This window comes from Granulicella pectinivorans (assembly GCF_900114625.1).
GTDB lineage: Bacteria > Acidobacteriota > Terriglobia > Terriglobales > Acidobacteriaceae > Edaphobacter > Edaphobacter pectinivorans.
The window spans coordinates 819581-843905 of sequence record NZ_FOZL01000001.1; the positions used below are offsets into that span (position 1 = coordinate 819581).

At 60.4% G+C, this 24325-nt stretch carries 23 protein-coding genes; 6 read left to right on the top strand and 17 right to left on the bottom strand.

All coding sequences use genetic code 11. The features are described from left to right. Positions 1-8: 8 nt before the first annotated feature. A complete protein-coding gene (locus tag BM400_RS03195) occupies positions 9-545 on the top strand; it encodes a GNAT family N-acetyltransferase (protein WP_089836563.1) in 537 nt (178 codons plus the stop codon). A gap of 66 nt (positions 546-611) precedes the next feature. Beyond that, complete coding sequence (gene efp, locus BM400_RS03200) at positions 612-1187, top strand: elongation factor P (protein ID WP_089836565.1); 576 nt, start codon at positions 612-614, stop codon at positions 1185-1187. Between the two features lie 175 nt (positions 1188-1362). Here efp and BM400_RS03205 read toward each other — a convergent pair whose 3' ends face one another. The 12 genes from BM400_RS03205 to BM400_RS03260 form a co-directional block, all read right to left on the bottom strand. Next, on the bottom strand, positions 1363-1707 hold the full coding sequence (locus tag BM400_RS03205) for a cytochrome C oxidase subunit IV family protein (RefSeq protein WP_089836567.1): 345 nt from the start codon (positions 1705-1707) through the stop codon (positions 1363-1365). 43 nt (positions 1708-1750) lie between these two features. Beyond that, positions 1751-2524 carry a cytochrome c oxidase subunit 3 family protein gene (locus BM400_RS03210; RefSeq protein WP_089836569.1) on the bottom strand — a complete coding sequence of 258 codons (774 nt, stop codon included), beginning with the start codon at positions 2522-2524 and terminating at the stop codon, positions 1751-1753. After that, entirely contained in the window at positions 2517-4184 is a 1668-nt protein-coding gene (locus tag BM400_RS03215; protein WP_089836571.1) for a cytochrome c oxidase subunit I, read from the bottom strand. The genes BM400_RS03210 and BM400_RS03215 overlap by 8 nt, the downstream gene beginning before the upstream one ends. After that, positions 4184-5224, bottom strand: a complete 1041-nt coding sequence (coxB, locus tag BM400_RS03220) for a cytochrome c oxidase subunit II (RefSeq protein WP_089836573.1) — start codon at positions 5222-5224, stop codon at positions 4184-4186. The genes BM400_RS03215 and coxB overlap by 1 nt, the downstream gene beginning before the upstream one ends. Positions 5225-5226: 2 nt before the next feature. Further along, entirely contained in the window at positions 5227-6168 is a 942-nt protein-coding gene (locus BM400_RS03225; RefSeq protein WP_141223792.1) for an SCO family protein, read from the bottom strand. Between the two features lie 45 nt (positions 6169-6213). After that, positions 6214-6903 (bottom strand): hypothetical protein, encoded by a 690-nt coding sequence (locus BM400_RS03230; protein ID WP_089836575.1) that lies wholly within the window; start codon positions 6901-6903, stop codon positions 6214-6216. Then, on the bottom strand, positions 6893-8236 hold the full coding sequence (locus tag BM400_RS03235) for a hypothetical protein (RefSeq protein WP_089836577.1): 1344 nt from the start codon (positions 8234-8236) through the stop codon (positions 6893-6895). The genes BM400_RS03230 and BM400_RS03235 overlap by 11 nt, the downstream gene beginning before the upstream one ends. Positions 8237-8278: 42 nt before the next feature. Continuing rightward, positions 8279-8971 carry a c-type cytochrome gene (locus BM400_RS03240; RefSeq protein WP_089841432.1) on the bottom strand — a complete coding sequence of 231 codons (693 nt, stop codon included), beginning with the start codon at positions 8969-8971 and terminating at the stop codon, positions 8279-8281. A 79-nt stretch (positions 8972-9050) separates the two neighbouring features. Then, positions 9051-9593, bottom strand: a complete 543-nt coding sequence (locus BM400_RS03245; protein WP_089836579.1) for a DUF3341 domain-containing protein — start codon at positions 9591-9593, stop codon at positions 9051-9053. Then, the gene (gene nrfD, locus BM400_RS03250) at positions 9593-11032 is read right to left on the bottom strand and encodes an NrfD/PsrC family molybdoenzyme membrane anchor subunit (RefSeq protein ID WP_089836581.1); all 1440 of its coding nucleotides are present in this window, start codon (positions 11030-11032) and stop codon (positions 9593-9595) included. The genes BM400_RS03245 and nrfD overlap by 1 nt, the downstream gene beginning before the upstream one ends. Further along, positions 11033-14233, bottom strand: coding sequence for a TAT-variant-translocated molybdopterin oxidoreductase (locus BM400_RS03255; protein WP_089836583.1), 3201 nt, complete (start codon positions 14231-14233; stop codon positions 11033-11035). Next, positions 14230-15111: a cytochrome c3 family protein gene (locus BM400_RS03260; RefSeq protein WP_089836585.1), complete on the bottom strand. Its 882-nt coding sequence runs from the start codon at positions 15109-15111 to the stop codon at positions 14230-14232. Before BM400_RS03260 ends, BM400_RS03255 begins: the two co-directional genes overlap by 4 nt. A 568-nt stretch (positions 15112-15679) precedes the next feature. On the opposite strand from BM400_RS03260, the gene BM400_RS03265 reads away from it, so the two are divergent. Together BM400_RS03265 and BM400_RS03270 are read left to right on the top strand one after the other, a co-directional pair. Further along, positions 15680-16390 (top strand): DNA-3-methyladenine glycosylase family protein, encoded by a 711-nt coding sequence (locus tag BM400_RS03265; RefSeq protein WP_089836587.1) that lies wholly within the window; start codon positions 15680-15682, stop codon positions 16388-16390. Positions 16391-16420: 30 nt separating this feature from the next. Further along, complete coding sequence (locus BM400_RS03270; RefSeq protein ID WP_089836589.1) at positions 16421-19039, top strand: DUF3536 domain-containing protein; 2619 nt, start codon at positions 16421-16423, stop codon at positions 19037-19039. A 71-nt stretch (positions 19040-19110) separates the two neighbouring features. Here BM400_RS03270 and BM400_RS03275 read toward each other — a convergent pair whose 3' ends face one another. The 3 genes from BM400_RS03275 to mnmE are packed head-to-tail and all read right to left on the bottom strand — an operon-like array spanning position 19111 to position 21214. After that, the gene (locus tag BM400_RS03275; RefSeq protein WP_089836591.1) at positions 19111-19314 is read right to left on the bottom strand and encodes a hypothetical protein; all 204 of its coding nucleotides are present in this window, start codon (positions 19312-19314) and stop codon (positions 19111-19113) included. Between the two features lie 2 nt (positions 19315-19316). Then, positions 19317-19868 carry a G/U mismatch-specific DNA glycosylase gene (mug, locus tag BM400_RS03280; RefSeq protein WP_089836593.1) on the bottom strand — a complete coding sequence of 184 codons (552 nt, stop codon included), beginning with the start codon at positions 19866-19868 and terminating at the stop codon, positions 19317-19319. Positions 19869-19876: 8 nt separating this feature from the next. After that, positions 19877-21214: a tRNA uridine-5-carboxymethylaminomethyl(34) synthesis GTPase MnmE gene (mnmE, locus tag BM400_RS03285; protein WP_089836594.1), complete on the bottom strand. Its 1338-nt coding sequence runs from the start codon at positions 21212-21214 to the stop codon at positions 19877-19879. A 34-nt stretch (positions 21215-21248) separates the two neighbouring features. Between mnmE and BM400_RS03290 the strand changes: the two genes are divergently transcribed. Together BM400_RS03290 and BM400_RS03295 are read left to right on the top strand one after the other, a co-directional pair. Next, a complete protein-coding gene (locus BM400_RS03290; protein ID WP_089836596.1) occupies positions 21249-21944 on the top strand; it encodes a DUF2461 domain-containing protein in 696 nt (231 codons plus the stop codon). 303 nt (positions 21945-22247) lie between these two features. After that, positions 22248-22544, top strand: a complete 297-nt coding sequence (locus tag BM400_RS03295; protein ID WP_089836598.1) for an HU family DNA-binding protein — start codon at positions 22248-22250, stop codon at positions 22542-22544. A 46-nt stretch (positions 22545-22590) separates the two neighbouring features. On the opposite strand, the gene BM400_RS03300 is transcribed toward BM400_RS03295, so the two are convergent. Beyond that, positions 22591-23364, bottom strand: coding sequence for a methyltransferase family protein (locus BM400_RS03300; protein ID WP_089836600.1), 774 nt, complete (start codon positions 23362-23364; stop codon positions 22591-22593). Then, positions 23361-24278 carry a ParB/RepB/Spo0J family partition protein gene (locus tag BM400_RS03305; RefSeq protein WP_089836602.1) on the bottom strand — a complete coding sequence of 306 codons (918 nt, stop codon included), beginning with the start codon at positions 24276-24278 and terminating at the stop codon, positions 23361-23363. Before BM400_RS03305 ends, BM400_RS03300 begins: the two co-directional genes overlap by 4 nt. Between the last annotated feature and the right edge of the window lie 47 nt (positions 24279-24325).

The following is a 24325-nucleotide window of genomic DNA, read 5'->3' on the forward strand; positions in this document are numbered from 1 at the left end:
ATGGAGGAATGACCGTGGCTGTTGATGAGATTTCACTTCGTGCCTGCACGCATGATGACGCCCAAATGCTTTCGGCGGTGAGTGTGGCCACGTTTCTGGATGCGTTTGCGGGGATCCTGCCGGGGACGTCCATGGTGGAGCACTGCCGGGTGAACCTTTCCGCTGAGAAGTATGCGCACTATCTCGGCTTGCCGCGGACGCGGATCTGGGTTGCAGAGACAGCGGTGCAACAGGGCCCGGTGGGCTACGCGATGGTATCGGCTCCGGAGCTGCCGATCGCGGATCCTGAGCCCACGGATCTCGAGTTGAAGAGGATCTATCTGCTCTCGCGGTTTCATGGAGGCGGGGCAGGACGAGCGCTGATGGACCAGGCAGTAGAGGGAGCTCGGGCACAGGGCGCGAGGCGGCTGTTTCTGGGCGTGTATGGCGGAAATACGCGAGCCCTGGCTTTCTACGCCAAGGCGGGTTTTGCAATCGTTGGAACGCGTCGCTTCCAGATGGGCTTCGAGGTCTTCGACGACTACGTGCTGGCGCGGGGGCTGTAAGTCCGCTGTTATCCTGAACAGGTCTCATTTTCGACTATTTTTCTTTATTGCAAGGATCCACACGCCATGGCTACTCTTCTCGACGCGATCGACGTGAAGCGCAAGATGTTCTTCGAGTTCGAAAACGCTCCGTACCGCTGCCTCGATGCGGACATCTCCACCCCCACAGCACGCGGCGGCCAGACGCTGGTGCGGCTGAAGATGCGCAACCTGCTGACACGCGCCGTAATCGACAAGACGTTCAAAGCAGGAGACAAGTTCAAGGAACCCGATCTGCAGACCGTCGAGGCTTCGTATCTCTACTCGGACAATGACGGCAGCTACTTCCTGGACCAGGAATCGTTCGAGACGCTGAATCTATCGCCGGACATCATGGACAATGCGCTGGATCTGTTGCTGGAAGGAACGCTAGTGCAGGTAGAGAAGTACAACGGCAACCCGATCGGGCTGGAGCTGCCGATCCAGGTGGAGCTGACGGTGAAGTATACGGAGCCTGCGGTGCGTGGCGATACGTCGTCGGGTTCGGTGACCAAGGCCGCGGAGCTCGAGACGGGCGTGACGGTCCGGGTGCCGCTGTTCATCAAAGAAGGCGAGAAGATCAAGGTAACGACGGAGACACGGGAGTTCGCTGGACGTGCATAAGTCTTGTCCTATGGGACGGCTCTGCGAAGCAGATGCCTTGCTTCCTATGCGACGCCCTTGAAGCGATGACGTCGGAGAGGTCCTCCTTCGACTGGCTCGAAGTTTCGGGATGAAATGCAAAGAAGCGGAGACCAATGGCCTCCGCTTCTTGTTGAATCCACCCGCTCGAAAAGAGTTACCAGGTACCCCACGCGCGCGAGACATAGTCGGCCATCGTCATCATGATAAGGACGAAGAAGGTGAAGAAACCCGCACCGACGGTCATCTTGATGAGCTTCGACTGATACTTGACGTGCATGAAAAAGAGCATCACGACTACGGCCTTGGTGCTGGCGATGGCCAGCGCAAGGATCGGGTTGAGCGCTCCGAGGTCGAAGTACGCCGCGACTACCGTGATGGCAGTGAAGACGAGCAGGAACGCGAACACATAGCAGTACTCGAGCGGCGAAACGATGTGATGCTCGGCATGCTCCGGATTGGTCACATTCGAAGCGTCGTGATGTTTGATATGTTCTGCCATGTTTCCAGTCCTTCCCGCGCGTCGTCGAGCGCGTCGCGGTTTTTTAGTGCAGGGGGTGACGGTTGATCAGATAAAGCAGCGGGAAGAGGAAGAGCCACACGATATCGACGAAGTGCCAGTAGAGGCCGAAGTTCTCGATCGGCGCGACATATCCCTCCGAGAATTCACCTTTCTGGGCCCTCACGATCAGCCAGACGAGGATGCCGATTCCGAGGATCATATGGAAGGCGTGCATGCCGGTCATGGCGAAGTAGAGGAAGAAGAAGAGTTGCGTGTGCTGCGCCATGTCTGGCGAGAGCGGCTCTTCCGTCGGCTTGCCGGTCTTCGCGTCGATCGGCGGATTGACGAACTCGGAGATACTGAAGCTGGCTCCGGGGACGTGATGCTTCTCGAACTTCTCGTGGTACTCAATACCCTTGACGCCGAGAAAGACCAGGCCGAAGACGGTCGTCAGCACGAGCATCAGAACGAGGAAGCCCTTCTTACGGACTTCCGCGGCCCAAACGCCGAGCGCCATGCAGAAGCCCGAGGCAATGAGCATGACCGTGTTGAAGGCGCCGAGCGGCACCGAAAGCTGGTTGGAAGCCGCGGCAAACGCCGGGTAGTACCAGTTGCGGTACAGCAGGTAGGCGAAGAAGAGTCCGCCGAAGAACATGATTTCGGTGAGCAGGAAGAGCCACATGCCGAAGCTGCCGGCTTCTCGCTGCTGCTCTTCCGTCTCGAAGTGATGCCTGTGCTGCGGGAGAACCACATGCTCGTCGTGAGCGTGGTGGCCGTGCACGACTTCGGGGTGCGTGGTTGCGATCGTATTAGCCAACGGTCGTTACCTCTTGTTCCGTCTTGTGGGCAAGCCACTCGTAGTCGTACGCTTCATGATCCATGATGGGCGTAACGAGGAAGTTCTCGGTCAGCGGCGGGGACTGAATCTGCCATTCGAGACCAGTAGCCTGCCAGGGATTGTTGCCCGCGATCGCGCCATACTTGAGCGACCACGCGAGATAGATCATGGGCAGCATGTATCCGACACCCAGCACGGTGGCACCGGCCGTCGAAAGAACGTTGAGTACCTGGAATTCCGGCGGATACGCGTGGTAGCGGCGCGGCATGCCGAGGTAGCCGAGGATGAACTGCGGAAGGAAAGTAAGGTTGAAGCCGATGAAGGTGACGACTGCAGCCAGCTTCGAGAGCGACTCGGGGTACATGCGGCCCGTCATCTTCGGCCACCAGAAGTGGATGCCGGCGAGGAACGCCATAAGCATACCGCCCACCATGACGAAGTGGAAGTGCGCCACGATGAAGTAGGTCTCGGTGAGATGGATATCCATACCGAGCGATCCGAGGAAGACGCCCGTAAGCCCACCGATGGTGAACAGACCCATGAAACCGAAGGCGTACAGCATCGGGGTCTCAAAGGTGAGCGAGCCCTTCTGGAGGGTGAACGCCCAATTGAAGATCTTGATGGCGGAGGGTACCGCGACCAGCATCGTCAGCAATGAGAAAACCAGCGCCGAATAGTTGGACACACCCATGATGAACATATGGTGAGCCCAGACGAAGAAGCCGAAGAGCGCGATCGCAACCGACGAGAAGGCGACGGCGGTGTATCCGAAGACGCGCTTACGACTGAAGGTCGAGATGACCTCGGAGATCACACCCATGCCCGGGAGAATCATGATGTACACGGCCGGGTGAGAGTAAAACCAGAAGAGATGCTGGAAGAGGAGGGGATCGCCTCCCTTCGTGGGGTCGAAGACGCCGATACCAATGGTGCGCTCGAGAGCGACCAGGACGATCGCGATGGCAAGCACCGGGGTACCGAGCACCATCAGGATCGAAGCAGCGTAGTTGGACCAGACGAACAGGGGCATGCGAAACCAGGTCATCCCGGGAGCGCGCATGCGATGAATGGTCACGATAAAGTTCAGCCCGGTGAAGATGGAGCTAAAGCCGGCGATGAAGATCGCTGTCGCGGCGGTGAGGACGTGGGTGTTCAGATAGTGGGTCGAGAGCGGCGTGGTGAAGGTCCAGCCGGTATCGACGCCGCCAAGCACCAATGCCGCGAGGGTGAGCGTTCCACCTGCGAGGTAGAGGTACCAGCTCAGCAGATTGATCTTGGGGAACGCCAGATCCTTCGCGCCAAGCATGATCGGGATCAGGAAGTTGCCCAACGTTGCCGGGACCGAAGGCACCAGGAACAGGAAGATCATGACGATGCCATGCATCGTGAAGAACTTGTTATAGGTGTCGGACGCGACCAGGTCAGGCTGAGGGGTGAGCAGCTCCAAACGGATGAGGCCTGCGAAGGCTCCGCCGATGAAGAAGAAGAAGGTGATCGAGACGAGGTACAGCATCGCGATGCGCTTATGGTCGCCCGTAAGCAGCCAGCTGAGGATGCCGTGCTCCGCGTTGATGTAGTTTTTCTTCGGAATGGTCGCTGTGGCCTGGTCCGGAAGATTCAGAATCGTTGATGTACTCATTACTTCACCATCCCCGGCGCCGCAGGCGTCGTTTGATCGGACTGTGATGTGACCAGCGTCTGCTGGACACGGTAGTTATTGGGCATCGTCTTGATAAATTCAACCAGATCGATCAGGCCGTCTTCGCTGATCTGTCCCTGATAGGTCGGCATGATGGGCGCAAAGCCCGCCGTCACATGCTGCGATGGATTCAGGATCGCATCGCGCAGGTACGCGTCGTTGACGAGTACCTGGGAACCGTTGGTCAGGGTCAGCTTCGAGCCATAGACGCCGGCAAGGTTCGGACCGCGGGCAGCGGCCGTGCCGGAGTGACAGGCGTTGCAGCCCATGGAGGCAAAGAGTCGCTCGCCGTTCTGCGCCAGCGACATGCCGCTGGTCGACTCCTTGGTCCACTTGTCGTAGTCGTCCGGCGTGAGCACGGTGACTTCGCCGATCATCCCGGAGTGCTGCGTGCCGCAGTACTGGGTGCAGAAGATGTGATAGGTGCCGGGGGTGGTGGCCTCGAACCAGACGGTCGAGTAGCGGCCCGGGATCACCTCACGCTTTACGCGGAAGTCGGGAATCGAGAAGCTATGAAAGACGTCCTGCGAGATCATGGTGAGCTGCACCGGCTTGCCGGTGGGCACATGGAGCGCATTGATCTCGTGCTGACCGCCGGGATGCTCGGCCTTCCACATCCACTGTTTGCCGACGACATAGATGTTCATCGCGTTGACCGGCGGGCTGTAAATGCGGAAGTACAGGAGCGCGCCCCAGACGAAGCAGACCAGGAAGATGGCCAGCGGGATGATCGTCCACGTCGCTTCGAGCAGCGTCGAGCCCTCAATGTGGGTCGCGACCGGATTCTTCTCCTTGCGATACATGAGCGAGAACGCGAGCAGCAGCGCACCGACCAAGATCACGCCGACGACGGTCATCGCAAGCAGGAAGAAGTACAGCGCGTCCATCCACGGAGCGATGGTGGATGCCTCAGCCGGGAAGAGCGCTGAAGCGTGGAGCCATTTCACCAGAAATTGCCACAAGACTGGACTGATATGCATCGTTACCCTTTATCCGTTGAATCTCTTGTCAGGTCGTGGTCGCGCCCAAGCTTCAAATCCCGCCGAAACATCAGGAAGATAAAACCGCCGAGTCCAGCCACGGTCACCATGCCACCGAGCTGCACCACCCGCGCCACGATCAGCGAGTGTTTATTGATGGATGGATCGTAGTGGTAGCAGTACGTCAGAATGTTCGCAACAGGGGACCCGATCTTGTTGTTGGAGGCCTCGATGAGCCCCAGCAGAACATCCTTCGGCGAATACTCCACTCCGAGGTAGTACTGCGCGACCTTGCCGCTGGTCGTTACCACTTCCAAAGAACTTGCATGCGCATACTGCGTCAACTTGCCGTCCGGTCCGGGAACGCGAACGTAGCCGAATCCAATGGCCGATGAGACCGCCTCGATTGCCGGTGTCTGTCCGGTGAGGAAGTGCCAGCCGGCAGCGGTCTCCGGGTGGCCGTAGCGCTTCAAGTAGAACTCTTTCTTCTTCGCTGCCAGCGCGGGCGTCTCAGTCGGATCGATGCTGATGACGATTACGTCGAAGTCCTTACCAGGAACAAGATGAACCATCTCGAGCGAACTCGTGAGGCCATCCAACTCTTCCGAGCAAAGCATGGGGCAGTTGTAGTACACCAGCGAGACCAGGGCAGGATGCTTCCCGAAGTAGTCGCCTATCTCAACCTGCTTGCCAGTCTCGTCGACGAACTTCGCGTCGAGGGGAAGCTGCTGATTGAGATGCTGCTGTACGCCGACCTTCTGCAGCACATTGGGCAACTGGTCGCCCTGATTCTCACCAGCCTGCTTGTCGCCGTACGAAGCGACCTGTGCCGTAAGGTACAGGGGAGCCGATAATGCGAAGGCAAACGCCGCAAGCAGCGCGGCACCACGCACGACGGAGAACCGCCTTGCACTGCCGCTCCGAATTGTGGTCGTCTTCTTCATTGCTTGTCCCTGTCTTCCAGTCCTGCCGGTTCGAAACTCGATTACTTACTTTTGTGGAACCAGAGCCGCGTGCTGCTCGCCTTCAGCCTTGGTGTAGCTGAGCTTCTGCTCACGCGTCTCGATCGTATCCAACTCGTAGCCGGTGCGAGCAAAGCCTGTAGTCAGCGGCGCATGCACGACGGGTTCGGCGTCACCGACCATGAGAACCTTTGGCCCGGTGCTTGCAGCCACAGGAAGCCCACGCTGGACGATCAGCTCCATGGCGCGATCGATAGGGATCCGGACTGCATCGGGCTGGCCATCGATCGTGCTGTAGTGGTCGAGCAGAAGATCCTCGCGCGCGTGAAGGTCGGCGGTGGACTGGTTGCCGTCATCCGTATCCAGGCGCGGCGTCGGGAAGACGGCCGTCATATGGGCGAGGTCCTTCTGATCGATCTCGGGATTGCTGGTCAGATTCTCCCGGTGACGATCGGCAATCGCCGAAGCACCCGAGGCCACCTGCCACTTGTTCGCCTTGCCATCCTGGTCGATCCAGAGGCTGTTGATGCCGCGGCCCATGATAAAGCAGAAGCCGAAGAAGACGAAGACGAATCCGAGCAGACCGGCGAGGAAGACGACTACGCCGCTCACATTGACGTCGGTCAGCTCGTAGCCGGGGTTCCCCTCCTGCAGGTCCGATGCCGGCTTGGTGTTGCCTACGGCTTCTTTGCCGAGATCGTGGTTATCAGTGGGCATGTTCAGCCTCCAACAGCTCCTCGAGGTGAGGATCGTTCACGTTGACCAGCGGACGGCTGTTCAACTGGTGCAGATAGTAAGCGCCCCAGGCTGCGACGACAGCGACCGGAACCGTAATATAAGCCAGAATCCCGAAGTTGCCAGCGAGATGCAGGTTGCCGGCGGCATCCTTGAAGTTCGGCTCGATGATCCAGAACATATCGATGAAGCGAGCGAGGATCATGAAGATCGCCAACGCCTTGAGACGGCCCTTGTCGCGCTTCAGATTCCGGGAGAGCAGCAAGCAGAATGGAATCAGCCAGTGGCAGACAAAGTCCAGCGTGCAGATTGTCCACCAGCCGCCATGGATGCGATTCAGGTACCAGGGAATCTCGTCCGGTACGTTGCCCGACCAGATGATGAGGAACTCAGCAAAGGTCAGGTAGATGTTGAGCATAGTGAAGGCGAAGGCAAGCTTGCCGAGGTCATGCTGCTCGGTGGTGCGGAGGAGCGTCTTGATGGGCTCGACCTTCGAGAGCGAGATGACCGTGATGAGCGAGAGTGCGAACACTCCATACCCCTGACCGACGAGGAACTTCAAGCCCCACATCGACGAGTACCAGGTCACGTCGAGCGACATCACCCAGAGCAGAATAACGTCCGTCATCAGCACGACATACAGGAAGATGCCAGGCCCACTGAGATTTTCGAACTTGGTGCGCCACCGGTCGAAGCTGGGTTCGGTTCCTGCTGCGGGATCAGCATCGCGCTCGAGCGACCACTTGTTCAGCAAGTAGGTGAAGAGCAACAGGATGGCGAAAACCACAAGGGACTGAATCATGAAGGCACTCGGGCTGAACATCGCTCGCTTCGCGATCATGGTCAGCTCCTGCTCCTTGCCGATCAGACCGAGGTCAAGCGCCTGCTTGGCTGCCTCGTTGGTCGGGTACCGCGCCCACATATAAAGATGCTTCGTGAAGACAGCGATCGCGAGCGGGATCCACATGAGGAAGACCAGGGGGAAGGTCCGGCTCATCGCTTCGAGAGGCCTGCGCAGCAGAAGGCCCCACTTACCGCCCGAGACATACTGCAGCATCAGGAGGACAAGACCGCCGCCGGCGAAGCCGAAGGAGAGGATGAAGCCCATGAGGTAGGCCCGCAGGATGTGGCTCGCGCCGCCGGGGACCAGCAGAAAGACGAGGCTCAGCAACGCCGCGACCACCGCCACGATGACCGACTTGGTCCGCCAGCCGGAGATGAGATCCGGAGAGTTCAGCACCGTCGGCATGGTGCGTGGGCCGTGTTGGGCTGCGTGGTGCCCGTGTTCCCCGTGTTGTTCGTGTCCAGATGCCATGTGTTCAAGCCTTCGTTCGAAAATCGCGAATCGTTCGTTCCGTTACTGCTGTGCGGCAACCGCGGGGGCTGCAGCCGGTGCGGGCCTGGTGGCCGGCTTCGGAGTGGCGGATGTGGTACTAGCTCCCTGTCCGGGGATTCCGTTGTCCTGATTATTCGGTGTGCCGTAGACGGCCGTCGAGGGGAGACCCCAATCTTCCGCGAATCCCTCCGGGAAACCCTCATCGGTGGAGATCTTGCCAAGCGGCTCGACCTTCGCGCCAACAGCGACATCGCTGGGCTTGGCGTTCTGGCTCAGCTGCAGTGCCTTGATGTAGGCGACGACTGCCCAGCGGTCCGCGGGAGTCAACTGCGCCGAGTAGTCGGGCATGGCGCCGTAGCCGTTGGTCATGACGTCGAAGAAGTGACCGAGGGGCATAGCCTCCATGCGGGCGGTGTGAAAGTTACCGGCCGGACGGTAGCCGCGCTGCACGATCATACCGGCACCGTTGCCTACACGGGAGTGGCAGGGCGTGCAGTACACGTTGTACCGCTCCTGGCCGCGTGCGATGAGCTCAGTGGTGACCGGGAAGGGAAGCGCATTGCCTTCCTTGCCGTCGACCATGCCGGTATAGAAGTAGGTATCTGCGTGGAGCTGACCGCGAGCGACGGTATTCTCGACCTGAGGACGTGCCGAGCGGCCATCGGCAAAGAACGATGTGCCCCGCTGCGGGACGAACTTAGGCTGGTCGTGCATGTCCTGGCGGCAGCCCACGCTGAACAACAGCGCGGAGCCTGCGATCGCGGCCAGAAGATGGCGGGTAATGCGTTCGGTCCTAATGATCCACCTCCACGACCGAAACCGGTGCGTAGCTTTCGAGCAGCGCGCGCGTATCGGTCAGCGAAAACTTCGGGTCAGCCGCTTCAAGACACAGGAAGAACTTGTCCGTGGTTGCGCCGTTGCGGAAGTTGGGCGCGTTGAAGACGGGGTGGTAGAGCTGCGGCATGCCGTTCAGAGCGATCATGCCGAACGCCGCCGAGAGGCCTGCGAACAGAATCGTCCACTCGTAGGCGGGGATGATGAACGCCGGCCATGAGAACAAGGGGCGTCCCGCGATGTTCAGCGGATAGCCATAGACCGAGATCCAGGTCTCCATGAGGAATGCGGTGGTGACACCCATGATGCCGCCAAGCAGGCAGACCAGGGGAACGCGCGTCTTATGGAAATCGAGAGCCTCTGCCGCTTCCTCAACCGGGTAGGGCGTGTAGCACTCCATGCGGCGGAAGCCTGCCTTGCGCGCCTGTTCGGTCGCGTAAACCAGCTCCGACGGAGTATTGAATTCGGCGAGCAATCCGTAGATACCTTCGCGAATGGGCATTAGACGGCCTCCTCAACAACGGTCTCGGCATTGTGACCGCCACGGGTAACCTTCGTCTGCGGAAGCATCATCTTGATCTCGGACATCGGGATCATGGGGAGGAAGCGCGCAAACAAGAGGAACAAGAAGGTGAACAGACCCCAGGTTCCGATAAAGATCATGTAGTCCCACTTCGTCGCGCGGTAGGTACCCCAGCTCGACGGCAGGTAATCGCGGTAGAGGCTGGTGACGACGATGACGAAGCGCTCGAACCACATACCGATGTTGACGATGAAGGAGAGCACGAACAGGTAACCGACATTGACACGAAGCTTGCGGGACCAGAGCGTGGTCAGCGGGATCGCGATGTTGGTCAGGATCAGCATCCAGTACGCCCAGCCCATGGGGCCAAACATACGGTTCCACATCATGAAGAACTCCCAGTGCGAGGCCGAGAACCACGCCATGAAGACTTCCATGCCGTATCCGTAGGCGACGATCAGGCCGGTGCCGAGCATGACCTTCGCCATGTTGTCGAGGTGCCGCAGGGTGACCAGGTCTTCAAGGTGGTAGAACTTGCGGATCGGAATGGCCAGCGTGAGCACCATGGCGAATCCGGAGTAGATAGCACCCGCGACAAAGTAGGGCGGGAAGATCGTGGTATGCCATCCGGCCAGGGCCGCGACCGCGAAGTCGAAGCTGATGACGGTGTGCACCGACAGCACGAGCGGCGTGGAGAGACCGGCGAGAAGAAGCGAAGCCGTCTCGTACCGAATCCAGTGACGGGTGGAACCGCGCCATCCGAGCGACAAGATGCCATACATCGTCTTCGCAAAAGGCAGGGTAGCCCGGTCGCGGAGTGTTCCGAAGTCAGGGATCATGCCGATGTACCAGAACACGATGGAGATCGTCGCGTAGGTCGAAACGGCAAAGACGTCCCAGCAGAGCGGCGACCGGAACTGCGGCCACACATTCATTGTGTTCGGATACGGGAAGAGCCAGTAGCTGACCCACGGGCGACCGACGTGGATGAGCGGGAACATACCCGCGCAGACCACGGCGAAGATGGTCATGGCTTCGGCGAATCGATTGATCGAGTTACGCCATGTCTGCTTGAAGAGCAGGAGGATGGCGGAGATCAGCGTGCCGGCGTGGCCGATACCGATCCACCAGACGAAGTTGATGATCGCGAATCCCCAGGCTCCGGGAATCGTGACACCCCAGATACCGATGCCCTTGAGCACCAGCCAGGTGATGCCGACGAGCACGCCCTGGGCGATCGCGGCCGCAACGATGAGCCCGAAGAACCAGGCCAGCGGTGTATTGCCCGTCAGTACGATCCCGCCGATCTTCTGCGTGACCGACTTGAAGTTGTGGCCCGGGGCGATGACCGCGTACTCACCGGTACGCGGGTCGATCATCGGGTCAACGACCGGGTTGATTGGTCCTTTGGTCGCCATTTATGCCAGCTCCGGATTCGGGTTGATGACGCCAGCCGTGTAGGTGGTGCGCGGGCGGTAGTTCAGGTCGGCAAGCACACCGTATTCGCGCTCGGCAGCCTTCAACTTGGCAACCTTGCTGGCGGGGTCATTGATGTTGCCGAAGATAATCGCGTTGGTCGGGCAGCTCTGCTGGCAGGCCGTAACGATATCGCCGTCGCGGATCTCGCGGTTTTCCTTGTCCGCTTCGATCTTCGCTGCTTCGATACGCTGCACGCAGTAGCTGCACTTTTCCATGACGCCACGCGAACGAACGGTAACATCGGGGTTGCGCATGAACTTCAAGCTCTCCGTGTCGTAGTCGGAGTAAAGCAGGAAGTTGAAGCGACGCACCTTATACGGGCAGTTATTGGAGCAGTAGCGCGTACCCACACAACGGTTGTAGACCATCGTGTTGATGCCCTCGGGCGTGTGGACCGTGGCACCGACTGGGCAGACCTGTTCGCAACCTGCGTTTTCGCAGTGCTGGCAGGCCATTGGCTGGAAGTGTGCGCGCGGCGCGTTGAGATCGCCCTCAAAATAGGTGTCGATGCGGAGCCACTGCATATTGCGGCCCACCTTCACCTGCTCGCGTCCAACGACCGGAATGTTGTTCTCCGCGTAGCAGGCGACGATGCAGGCGTTGCAACCGACGCAGCTATTCAGATCGATCGACATGCCCCAGGCGTTCTGAATCTTCCTGGTCGAGCCGTCGGTCTTCTTGTAGCTCCACGCTTCGGGGAAGAAGGTATCTTCTTTCCCAGGCTCTTCGCCGTTCGGCATGTAGCCGACCTTGTTCACCAGGGCGCCACTTGCGCCTTCGTGAGCGTAGTCCGGCTTGGCCTTGGCCTCGGCGACCGTAGCGTAGCGGATGATGCCACGCTCCTCAGCTTCGTGTCCCGCGAGCGAGTACACGCCGGCCTTGTCCGAGAGCGGCTTCTCGAGATCGTGCTGCGCGAAGGCTCCGCGGTGCTCAATGTTGTGCACCTTGGTGACGCAGAGATCGTACGAGCCGGAGCCCTTCTTGATCGCGGCGTCCGAGGCGAAGGCAAGGGAGTCGCTGGAGCGCAGCTTGTAGGCGTTGAAGCCGACCGTTGCGGCGACGCGGCCCGCTTCGACCGTACGGCCAAAGCCCAGGTGAACCGTGATGGCGCCATCGGGATGACCGGGCGAGGCGAGAACGGGAGCAATGACCTTCTCTCCGCCCTTCGTGATCTCGATGACGTCCCCTTCTTCCACCTTGAGCGCGAGCATCGTGCGCAAGCTCATGAGTGCGGCGTTGTCCCAGCTCAGGTTTGTGACCTGTTTGGGCAGCTCCTGGAGCCAGCCGACGTTTGCGAAGCGCCCGTCATAGATGGACGGATCGGCGCGGAAGGCCACTTCGATGGCATCGCTGGAGGCAGGGACAGCAGGCACGGAGGAGCTGGGCGAACCACCCTTGGGCGAGAAGGCAGTGCCCTCTACCCATCCGTCGTGCAACGCCTTGCGCCAGCCGGCAGCGAAGTCACCCTTGATGTACGTCTTGGCATTCTCGACGACCACATCGTAACCGGACTTGCTCGGGTCGAGCAGGGCCTGGAAGACATCGTGGGCAGAGACTCCGTCGTAGAGCGGCTTGATCATCGGCTGGATGATCGAGATGGTGCCGTCATACGCGCGAGCATCCGACCAGCTCTCGAGATAGTGCGCCTTGTTCAGGTGCCAGATCGAGATCGAGCCCGTCTCGTCGGCGTGCGAACCAAGGTGAACCGTGACCGGAACCTTCTCGAAGGCTTCAGCGAACTTCAGGTCGGCGGGCGCGGTGTAGATGGGGTTGACGCCGAGCATCACCAGCCACTGCACCTTGCCGGAGTTCATGTCGTCGACCAGAGACTTCAGGTCGGCGGTCTGCTCGCTCGGAAGCGGGTTGACCGTCTCGGTATAGACGACCGTCTTGCCGATGGCACCGATTGAGGCGTTCAAGGCATAAGCCGCAGCGTGGACGGCGGGGGATGCCTGCTCGCCAGGGATAACGACTGCCTTGCCCGCAGCGGACTTCAGATCCTTGGAGAGGATCGCGAAGAACTTCTGCTGATCGGCATCGAGGCCGGCAGGAGCCGCGCCGCTGGCCAAACCAGCCGCAAAAGCCGCGATCAGGCTGGGCTTGAGCGCAAGCCTGTGCTCAGCCTTGAATCCGGTGACGGTCGGTGTGCTCTCGACCACATACAGCCGGTTCAGCTCCTTGGACTCTTCGTACTTATGGCGCTCTGCGTAACCGGCTGCCAGAGGCAGGAATCCGGGGTGACCGATGCCGCCGAGGAAGTCTGCATCGAGCGAGAGGATAACGTCAGCCTCTTCAAGCTTGTACTGCGCGTCGGTGTAGCTGCCAAAAGCAGCCTTCGAAGCGACGCGGCTGGAATCGGAGTTGACCGGATCCCACTGAACGAGCTTCGCCTGCGGATAAGCGGACTGGACCTGCTTCCACTGCGCGGCCAGCGTGGGCGACGTAATGGTCTCCGAAAGAAAGTAGACGCCGGCTCCACCCTTGGTGGCCTTGGCGGCTCCGGAGAACTCCTGCTGGAACTTGCCGAAGCTTGAAACCTGTCCGCGATAAACGGGGTGCTGCGAGCGATCGGGATCGTACAGGTCAAGCAGCGTGCCCTGCGCGAAGGCGTCGGACTTGCCCTTCGACATCGGATGCTCAGGGTTGCCCTCGATCTTGATGGGGCGGAACGCATCGGTCTTGACGAGGACCGGAATCGCACCGGTGGGGAAGGGGAAGGCCGTTGCGAAGAACATCGGCTTACCGAGAACGAGATCCTCGGGCTGCTTCACATAGGCGAAGATCGGCTCATCAGGCTGCTTGGTGCAACCGGCCAGGCCGGCCATCGCCATCGATGCGCCCATGACCTTGAGGAAGCCACGGCGGCTGACGGCATCGACCCACTCCGACGAGGAGCCCATGGACTGACGCGGAAACTCTTCCTGCATCAGTTCATGGAACGCCGGCGTCTCGGCCAGCTCATCCAGATTCTTCCAGAAGCGCTTACCGGTCTTGCCATCCAGCTTTGCCTGCACCTGGGCAAGCGTGAGCTTTGCCGGTGCAATCCCGGAGACCATCGCGGGTGCTTCCGGTACGGCCACTGCGGGGAGGGAATCCACCACTTCGACCTGTTCGTTGTTGTTCATCAGGTTCCTGTTCATCGGTGGCACACCTCGCAGCTGGAGAGCTCGTTCGGCGTGCGGATGTGGTACATAGTCGTCAGATACTTGCCAAGATCCTGCTGGCTATGGAACTCCGTGTAGCTGGGAGCCACGGAGATGGAACCAGCCGGAGGACCGTCGCTGATGGTCTTGCCCTCACCCGTCTGCGGATGCGGCTGAATTTCGGTACCGGCCTGCAGCATGGCGACCTGAATTGGGCCATCGGTGGGTTTGGTGGTGACGCAATTGACGCTCTGCGCGGTTGCACCCGACTTCCCGGTGGAGGTACACCAGACCGGCTTCTCACCGGTGGGACCAGCCCATGCCATGTTGTAGATCTCGCTGGTGGGACGCAGATTGACAGCAGGATTGCGGTGGCAGTTGAGGCACCACTCCATCTGCAACGTGTTCTGCTGATACATCAACGGCATCTCGTCGACGCGACCGTGACAACTGGCGCATCCAATGCCTTTGTTGACGTGGATCTCGTGGTTGAAATAAACGAAGTCCGGGAGATCGTGAACACGGATCCACTGCACGGACTCGCCCGTCGCCCAGCTCTGACGAACCGGCTCAAGCAGCGTGGCGTTGGTCCAGATCTGCGAGTGGCAGTTCATACAGGTCTTGGTCGGAGGGATACCGGCGTAGCTCGACTTCTCCACCGACGTGTGGCAGTACTGGCACTGTAGGCCTAGCCCCTCGACGTGGTGCTTGTGGCTGAACGGTACCGGCTGATCGGGCCTCTGGCCCTGCTTGGTCACCCACGGCGACCGCTGCAGCTGGTCCAGGGCAACTCCGAGCGCGATGACGATCAAGCCCGTCAATACAAGGCTCATCCGGGCCAGCGCGTTCGAACTGCGGTCAAAAACTTGCGCCATGAGTGCGTTCCTGCTTCCTCTGCGTCTACTGAGTAGATTTCGAAGTGCTTCTAACTGCCGTCAACATTGCCGATCCGGACGTGCATGGACCGTTCCTAACTTCGAGAACTTACAACAGGCTTTTGCCCCGCCCGTTCAGACTAAGCTCGCCTCCGGAACCCGCTGCGTGACCCAGGTCACCGGTGGAAAACTAGCCTTAGAAGTTCCGAGTATAGCAGTCTGAAATGATTTGAAAACCCACTCAGGCAACCCGGAACGTAAAAGTTTGATCCCTCAATTCGATAATCGGCGGCAAGAAAAAATAGCACCCCATTCTGTCGTGGCTCGAAATCCGTCTGTACGAAATTGACCACTATATCTTGGGTTCTATACTTTGGTCTCATTTTCAATATGCGACCGTTTAGGACCTATTTCTAACCGTTCGATGTTCGAACTTTACCGTTGGATGGGACGCACGTTTTTGAATAGACATATGCAGCAGTCGGGCGGTGCCTCACGAAGATTTCGTCTTTTATTCGCGTTTGCCATAGATCTGCGGTAGCGTGGTGATGACCAACGCGAGCCTGCCATGCCCCACACCCAAGCCGCTCCTCGATCACCACGCTATAACTCCGACGCTGCCCTTGCGCACCTCGCCAAGGCCGACCCGAAGCTGGGCCGGCTGATCGCCCGGGCAGGGCTTTTCACCATGAAGGTGTCTTCGACTCTTTCCCCGTTCGAGTCGCTGGTCGAGTCGATCGTTTACCAGCAGCTTCATGGCAAGGCAGCGGCGACGATCCACGGGCGGCTGTTGGGGAGCTTTCACCCGATTGCGGGTCTCGGCGTTCATTTCTCACCCGAACACATTCTTGACTGTCCTACGGCACAGCTACGCGCGGCGGGGCTCTCGGCAAACAAGACGCTGGCGCTTCGGGACCTCGCGGCGAAGACGATCGACGGCACGGTACCTACGCTGGCGAAGATCCGGCGCATGTCGGATGACGCGATTGTCGAGCATTTGACGCAGGTGAGGGGGATCGGCGTGTGGACCGTGCAGATGATGCTGATCTTCCGGCTGGGTCGTCCGGATGTACTGCCAACAAACGACTATGGGATACGCAAAGGGTTTGCGCTGACCTTCCAGAAGCTGAAGCCAACCGATAAGGTGACGCCCGGGGACCTGCCAACACCTGCCGAGATGGAGAAGCGGGCGAGGCGCTGGCAGCCCTGGCGCTCGGTGGCGAGCTGGTATCTGTGGAGGGCATGCGACCTGGCGCAGGGGAAGCCGATGGCGGAGTAGAGGAGTTGCGCCGATACAATAGAAGTCCCTATGCCAAGAAACCCCCTCACTCTCTACGGATTCGACACGAAGGCCAAGAAGAAGGCGTCCGCGCCGGTGGCGATTGCTCCTCATGACCACGAGGCCCATCCTCGCTACGTGTGCGTTCACGGGCACTTTTACCAGCCGCCGCGGGAGAATCCGTGGCTGGAGACGGTGGAGGTGCAGGACTCCGCGGCGCCGTATCACGACTGGAACGACAGGATTACGGCAGAGTGCTATGCGCCCAACGGCGCATCGCGCATCGTCAACCTCGAGAACGAGATCATCCGCATCGTCAATAACTACTCGCGGATGAGCTTCAACTTCGGCCCCACGCTGCTGAGCTGGCTGCACGATAAGGCACCGCGCGCTTACCGGATGATCCTGGATGCGGACAAGGCCAGCATGCGCCGGTATCGCGGGCACGGATCGGCGATGGCGCAGGTTTACAACCACATCATTATGCCGCTGGCGAACGAGCGGGACGCGATCACGCAGATCCGTTGGGGCATCGCGGACTTCGTCTCGCGGTTCCATCGCAAGCCGGAGGGGATGTGGCTGGCTGAGACGGCCGTCAATAAAGCTGTGCTCGACCTGATGGCCAAAGAGGGGATCAAGTTCACGATTCTTGCGCCCAATCAGTGCGCGCGGGTGCGCCGGATTGGCGCGGCACCGGTTGGGGCCGTCGACATGGAGGTGTCGCCGAAGACGGAGAACGATTGGATCGGCACCCCCAACGCCTCGGTGGATCCGACGCATGCCTATCGTGTGCCTTTGAACGAGGGACGGAGCATCGCGGTCTACTTTTACGATGGCCCGGGTTCGCGCGCCATCGCGTTCGAGGGGCTGCTGAACTCCGGCGAGACGTTTGCGCGACGGCTGCTGGAAGGATTTCATCCTGATTCTCCTTCCGATCCGGAGGTCGCACAGCTCTCTCACGTCGCAACCGATGGCGAGAGCTACGGGCACCACCATAAGCATGGCGAGATGGCGCTTTCGTACGCGATGCACTGGATTGAAGAACAGGGACATGCGAAGCTGACCAACTACGGCGAGTTCCTGGAGCTGTTTCCGCCCAAGTGGGAGGCGGAGGTCGCCGAGGACACAAGCTGGTCCTGCGCGCATGGCGTGGAACGCTGGCGCTCCGACTGCGGCTGCAACGGCGGCAAGCCGGGCTTCAACCAACGCTGGCGCGGACCGCTGCGGGCCGGGCTGGACTTCCTACGGGACGCCACCGCACCGTTGGCCGAGGCCTTTGCCAAGCCCTTCCTCACCGACCTCTGGGCCGCGCGTGACGCCTATATCGATGTGGTGCTCGACCGTGGGCCTTCGTCGATGGAGCGGCTGCTGCTTCGCTTCGGGACGCGCGATCTCACTGCGGATGAGCGTGTGCAGGTCTGGGAGCTGCTGGAGCTAGAACGTCACACGCAATTGATGTATACGAGCTGCGGCTGGTTCTTCGACGATATCTCGGGCATTGAAACGATCCAGATCATCGCCTATGCGGGGCGCGTGCTGCAGCTTGCGGCCAAGCTGTTTGGCAAGGAAGGCGAGGCGCTGGAGGAAAAATTTCTCTCCTATCTGGCTGAGGCCAGGAGCAATGTACCGGAAGAGGGCGACGGCGCGCAGATCTATAGGAAGTATGTGAACGGCATGAAGATCGGCCTGGAGCAGGTCGGTGCGCACTATGCCATCTCCTCCATCTTCCGCAGCTATCCGGACGACGGCGAGATCTTCTGCTACGACGTCCACCGCGATGAGCAGGAGTCCTTCACCTCGGGCCGAGGCAAGGTAGCGATCGGCCGCGCCAGTGTTCGTTCCCGCGTGACGGAGGAGACGGAGGACATCTGCTTCGCCGTGCTGCATCTGGGGGACCAGAATCTTTCCGCCGCGGTCAAGCGCCGCGACATTGAGGTGGAGGGTGTCACACCGGCATTCGTCACGTTTACGGAGGAGATTCGCGCGGCCATCCGCAAGGCCAATCTGCCGGAGATTATTCGGCTGATCGATCGTCACTTTGGGGGCACGGCCTACTCGCTGACTTCGCTGTTCGCCGACGAGCAGCATCGCATCCTGCGAACGATTCTCGACCAGACGTTGTCGGAGATGGAGGATTCGCTGCGGACGATCTACGAAGACCACTCGTCGCTTCTGCACTTCCTGACCGAGTCTGGGGTTTCGCCGCCGCCGGCGCTGGCACTGGCCGCGAGCTTTGCCATCAACGCCAGCCTGCGCCGCGCGCTGGAGGCGCAGGAGTTCGACGCAGTCGAGGTTGCGAGCCTGTTCGCACGTGCGCTGACCGACCAGGTGAAGCTTGAACTGCCTACGCTGAACTTCACAGCCAGCCAGCGCATGAAGCGCGCGATGGTGGCGCTCGAAGCGGCCGTCGCGGGCGAGAACCATACCAAGGTGGCGCTGCACAAGGCGCTGTCGCTGGCCGACGCTCTGAAGACGATGCCGCTCGAGGTTAATCTCTGGCAGGCGCAGAATATCTGGAACGACATCTTGCGAAGAGCCGACTCGAGCTTCTGGCCCCGCGACTGGAAGGAAGACTTCGGGCGCCTGGGCCATGCGCTGAACATCGCCGTCGACCAGTTGGTGGTCGAAGAGGGCGTGCCTACGTTTTAGGGTGTACGGCGCAAACGCCGATAGGTCCGAGCCTGAGGCCCGGACCTATCGATGCGCGCTTTGTCGTGGGACTACGTCGCCTTGCGCTGGAAGTTGGTCTTCTTGGTGGCGGCGAAGGAGTCCTTCGCCTTGAAGGCGGACATGGATGCGCCAGGGGCCGGCTTCGCGCCGCTATTGGCATGCGCGGCCTTCTCCTTGAGAGAAGCCAGCTTCGCCGCCTTCCGGCTCAGTCCGCCAATCTTGATCGTGCCTGCTTTGGGAATAAATTCACTCATAGCTAAATCCTCTCACGCCTGCGGTTTTCGATGGAAGATTCACGGAGGGCTGTGTGGAGCTCACGGTAGGCCGTGACCAGCGCCTCCAGCGTAAAAGACCGGTTCAGTCCGCTTGGGTTGGGAAGCACCCAGATCTCCGCACCTTCGAATCGGATGTCCTGGCGGCCCCATGAAACGTTTTTTTGCTGGAAGAGAGCAGAGAAGGCCGGCTTGCCCAGGAACACGAGGTATCGGGGCCGAAAGCGACGGACCTTCTCTCGCAGAGCATCTGCGGACGCCTGGAACTCTCCACGCGCTACCTGGGAAGCCTTCACCGTGGGGCGTCCCACGGCTGCGGTGAGACCATGCCCGTAATGAAGGATCGTCCGGTCGTCTTCGGGCCGGATGAGGTGTGGCGTGAATCCAGCCTGATGGAGGACGCGCCAGAACCGGTTGCTTGCGTTCGAGAAGTGATGCCCGGAGCGGGCTGCGCTGAGTGCGGGATTGATCCCGCAGAAGAGCACGTCCAGATCCTCGGCAAGAAGATCGGCCAGTGTGGGCGTGGCGCTTTCCATCGTCTTCCTTATTTGCCGATGCAGAAGGTGGAGAAGATGAGGTTGAGGACGTCGTCCGCGGTCGTCGCACCGGTAAGTTCATCGAGGCCACGGAGGCTCCCGTAGAGGTCGAGGAGAAGCATCTCGTGGGGCACATGGCCTTCCACGGCCAAGCGCGCGGCTCCAAGGCCGGCCAGCGCCCGCATCACGGCTTCGTGCTGGCGCAGATTGGTCAGCAGACCGGACTCCGCTGTCGCGCCTCTCTGCAGGATGCTCGCGATGGCGGTCCGCAGGGCTTCGAGGCCTTCCCCGGTCAGAGCAGAGGTGAGGAGGCCGTTTTCGGCAGCGATGGAGCCAAGGTCGCACTTGTTGCGAACGAGAAGATACGGGCGTTCGTGCAGGCTGCGCAGGATTGCGTGCTCCTCTTCGGTGAGGGCGCGGGAGGCGTCAGTGACGAGCAGGACCAGGTCCGCCGTCGCCAGCGTCTCGCGGCTCTTTGCGATGCCCAGGGATTCGGCTTCGTCGACGGCGATGCGAAGGCCGGCGGTGTCGATCAGCTCCACGGGAATTCCGTCGATCGAGAGCTTCTCGGAGATGAGGTCGCGTGTGGTTCCGGCCTTAGCGGTCACGATAGCGCGGTTGCGATCGAGCAGGCGATTGAAGAGGGACGACTTGCCCGCATTGGGCTCTCCGACGATGGCCAGCGTAAGACCTGCGTGCAGGATACGTCCATAGTGAAAGGAGTCGGCGAGTGCTTTGAGTGCGGGCTCGATGGCTTCGATCGCCTCTAGAATTGCGCTTGCGGGCATCACGTCGATGTCGTCTTCGGCAAAATCGATCCCCGCTTCCAGCGTGGCGATGAGCTTGACGAGCGCGTCCTTCGTGGGGGCGATCCGGCGTGAGAGCGCCCCACCCAGTTGTTCGGCCGCGAGTCTCGCTTGATGCAGCGTGCTTGCCTCGATGAGATCGCGGACGGCTTCGGCCTGCGTGAGGTCAAGGCGTCCACTGAGGAAGGCTCGTTCGGTAAACTCACCAGCTCGTGCGAGCCTTGCGCCAGCCGCCAGAGCCTGCTCCATGAGGAAGTGCAGGACCACGGGCGAGCCGTGCGCGGCGATCTCGAGGACATCCTCTCCGGTATAGGAGTTGGGCGCAGGGAAGTAGGTCACCACAGCTTCATCGACGAGTTGACCGGTCGTGGGCTCGTGGATGCGTGTGAAGTGTGCGACACGAGGCTTTAGACCACCCTCTATCGACAGCACGGTCCGCACGGCGCTACCGGCAAGGGGCCCCGAGAGGCGAACGACGCCAATTCCGCCACGTCCGGGCGGTGTGGCGATAGCGACGATCGTGTCCTGGTCGAGATGCATCCCTTCTAGAATCCCACAGCGGTACGATGGAGGTATGGCAACTCACTTCACCGAAGCCGGCCTGAAGTTCCTGCGGGACCTGACCAAGCACAACGAACGCGAGTGGTTTACACCGCGCAAGGAGATCTTCGAGCGTGAGCTGAAGGCCCCGATGGCGGCGCTGATCGGCGAGATCAACGAGGCGTTCCTCAAGTTCGCTCCCGAACATATTCGCCCACCGCAAAAGGCTGCACTGCGCATCTACCGGGATATTCGGTTCTCGGCCAACAAGGCTCCGTATAAGACGCATGTGGCTGCATGGTGGTCGCGGGATGGGCTTGAGAAAACCTCGGGCGCGGGCTTCTACCTCAGTGTCGGTCCCAAGGGAGTGATCATCGCGGCTGGTTCGTACATGCCGGACCGCCTGCAGCTTCTGGCGATTCGACGGCACCTGATGGAGCATCATGCCGAGATGAGCAAGCTGCTGGCCTCGAAGAAGCTGCGCACGGCCTTTCCGGAGTTTGAGGGCGCCCGGCTGACGCGGCCGCCGAAGGGATTTCATGATGCGTCGCCCGAGGCTCTGGAGCTGATCCTCAACCGGCAATGGGGAATCTCTGCCACGCTTCCAGTGGAAACAGCTCTTGCGAGCGGTCTTTTGAAGCAGGTGGTCGATCGCTTCAAGATTGCGTCGCCGATGGTCGAAATCCTGAACGCTCCGTTGATCGTGAAGACCCGCAAACCGATGTTTTAGAAGCTGTCTGGCAGGGCGGGGTCGCTCCGCGAGCGGTCGGCGACCACGTCACGAATTGACCGTTTTTGGCGGGTTTATTGCCCCTTTTGGTGCGAATTGTCATAAAAAACAGGGAAAACCCAAAGAAAACGGTGGAAATCTGGGAAACACGGTTGACAAAGAGTTTTGAAAGGCCGAAGGTGAATGGCGGTACGGTTCTCCGCACCCGCATAAACACTGGGGATTTCGATCCTGCCGTGAGCGGTGGCGACCCGTAATCTGTCGCGCAAGCGGCAGCACATTCTGTATCAAGGAGCAACACACATGGCAAAGGGAATGACCAAGACCGCACTCGTGCGCGCACTGGCAGAGAAGATGGAACTCACCAACAAGCAGACCTCGGGCTTCCTCGAACTGCTCGCTGAGACGGCCGTCAAGGAGACCAAGAAGAACGGCGAGTTCACCATCCCCGGTATCGGCAAGCTCGTGAAGGCAGAGCGCAAGGCACGCCTCGGTCGCAATCCCCAGACCGGCGAGACCATCAAGATCAAGGCGAAGACCGTGGTTAAGTTCCGCGTCGCCAAGGTTGCCAAGGACACGATCGCTCCCCCCAAGAAGTAGTTCTTGGATTCGATCGAACGCAGACGAGCCTGCCGTGAACTCCGCGCTATGCGCCAGGGTTTGCGGCAGGCTCCTGTTTTTGCGGGGCCGGTGGGATGGCAGCGCGGGCGATCAGAGAGAGACCCAGCGAGATCAAGACGCATTTAATCAACAGGATACGGTCATAGCGCCAGCCGAAGACCGCAAGGCTGAGGGCGAAGCCGATCATATAGATTTCGCCCAGGATGGCCTGGCCCCAGCGCGGACGCTCTCCAAATGCTGGAATGCGTGGGGTAAGGGCTGGCAGAATACGGGGCACGGCGGCCTTGTAGGCGGTGTAGGAGGCGCCGATGGTGCTGGAGAGGAAATACTCCTCACCGGCGATGAGGCGGGCCTGTACGAGGGCTGTGAGGAGCACGGCGAAGATGGCACCCGTGGGGGGCATGAGGAGAGCGAGCGCGACCGCGTGGAGGAACGTGCCTAAATACAGCGGGTTACGGACGAAGCGGAAGGGGCCGTCGGCTACGATGCCGGCGTGCATGGCGCCGTCTTTGACCACGCCGGAGCCGAGGTAGGCGCTGCCCCATGTGCGGAGGAACGCTGCGAGGGCGGCACAGAGAATTCCAAGGACGAGAACGAGTTCCGTAGAGACGGGGAAGCTGAACCACCCGGCACGCCAGGGGAGCGAGGCGAGCGCAGGCCAGGCTGACGCGTTGACGACAAAGGAGTTACCGCGCGGGAGAAGGCGGTCCCAGGGGGCCCAGAAGCCTAATCCGAAGATGAGGAGGTGGGTGAGGTAGCGCAGACGGAATTCGAGGGCAGAGGCTCGTAAGTAGTTCATGATTTGCGACTTCCCAGCGCCTCGAGGATGGCGTCGAAGTCCTCGATGCCGGAATACTCAATGATGACGCGGCCCTTGCCCTTCTTGTCTTCGATTTTTACCTTCAAACCGAGGCTGCGCTGGAGGGTCTGCTGGGCCTCCTTGACGTTGGGATCGATCTGTTCGGTGGGTGCAACCGGCTTATTTTGTTTGGTTTCCGGGTTCATCAGACCGTGGACGTAGGTCTCGGTCTGGCGGACGGACATGGAAAGGGCCTGGACTTTTTGGGCGGCGGCGGCGATGGATTCGGGCGAATCGAGGGCGAGGAGGGTGCGGGCGTGGCCGAACGAGAGTTCGCCGTTTTCTACTTTGTTTTGAACGACTTCGGGGAGCTTGAGAAGGCGCAGGAAGTTGGCGACCGAGGCGCGTTCCTTGCCGGTGCGTGTGGCCATCTGCTCCTGCGTCATCTTGAAATCGTGCGCAAGTCGTTGATAAGCCCGGGCTTGCTCCATGGGGTTGAGGTCGGCTCGCTGGAGATTTTCGACGATGGTCATCTCCATCGCCTGCTCGTCGGAGACCTCGCGGACGATGGAGGGGATGTGAGTCTTGCCGGCTTTCTTGCTCGCGAGGAGGCGGCGCTCTCCGGTGATGAGCTGGAAGCGGTCTGAATTCAATAGCTTGCGGACGACGATGGGCTGCACGACGCCGCTGGCCTTGATGGAGTTGGCGAGATCGTTCAACTGGGCTTCGTCGAAGCGGGTACGCGTCTGGAAGGGGTTGCGGTCGATCTTATCTACCTGAATCTCAAGGGGTTGTCCGCTTTGAACGATAGGCGCGGCGACGGGCGAGGGTGGCGGGGTCGCGGGGCGCTGGGGGAGGAGGGTTTCGAGGCCTTTGCCTAGGGCGCGGCGTTTGGGGTCGGGTGTAGGGGCCATGTCGGTGACTTTCGTGGTGTTTTTGATGGTTAGAACGTGGACAAATG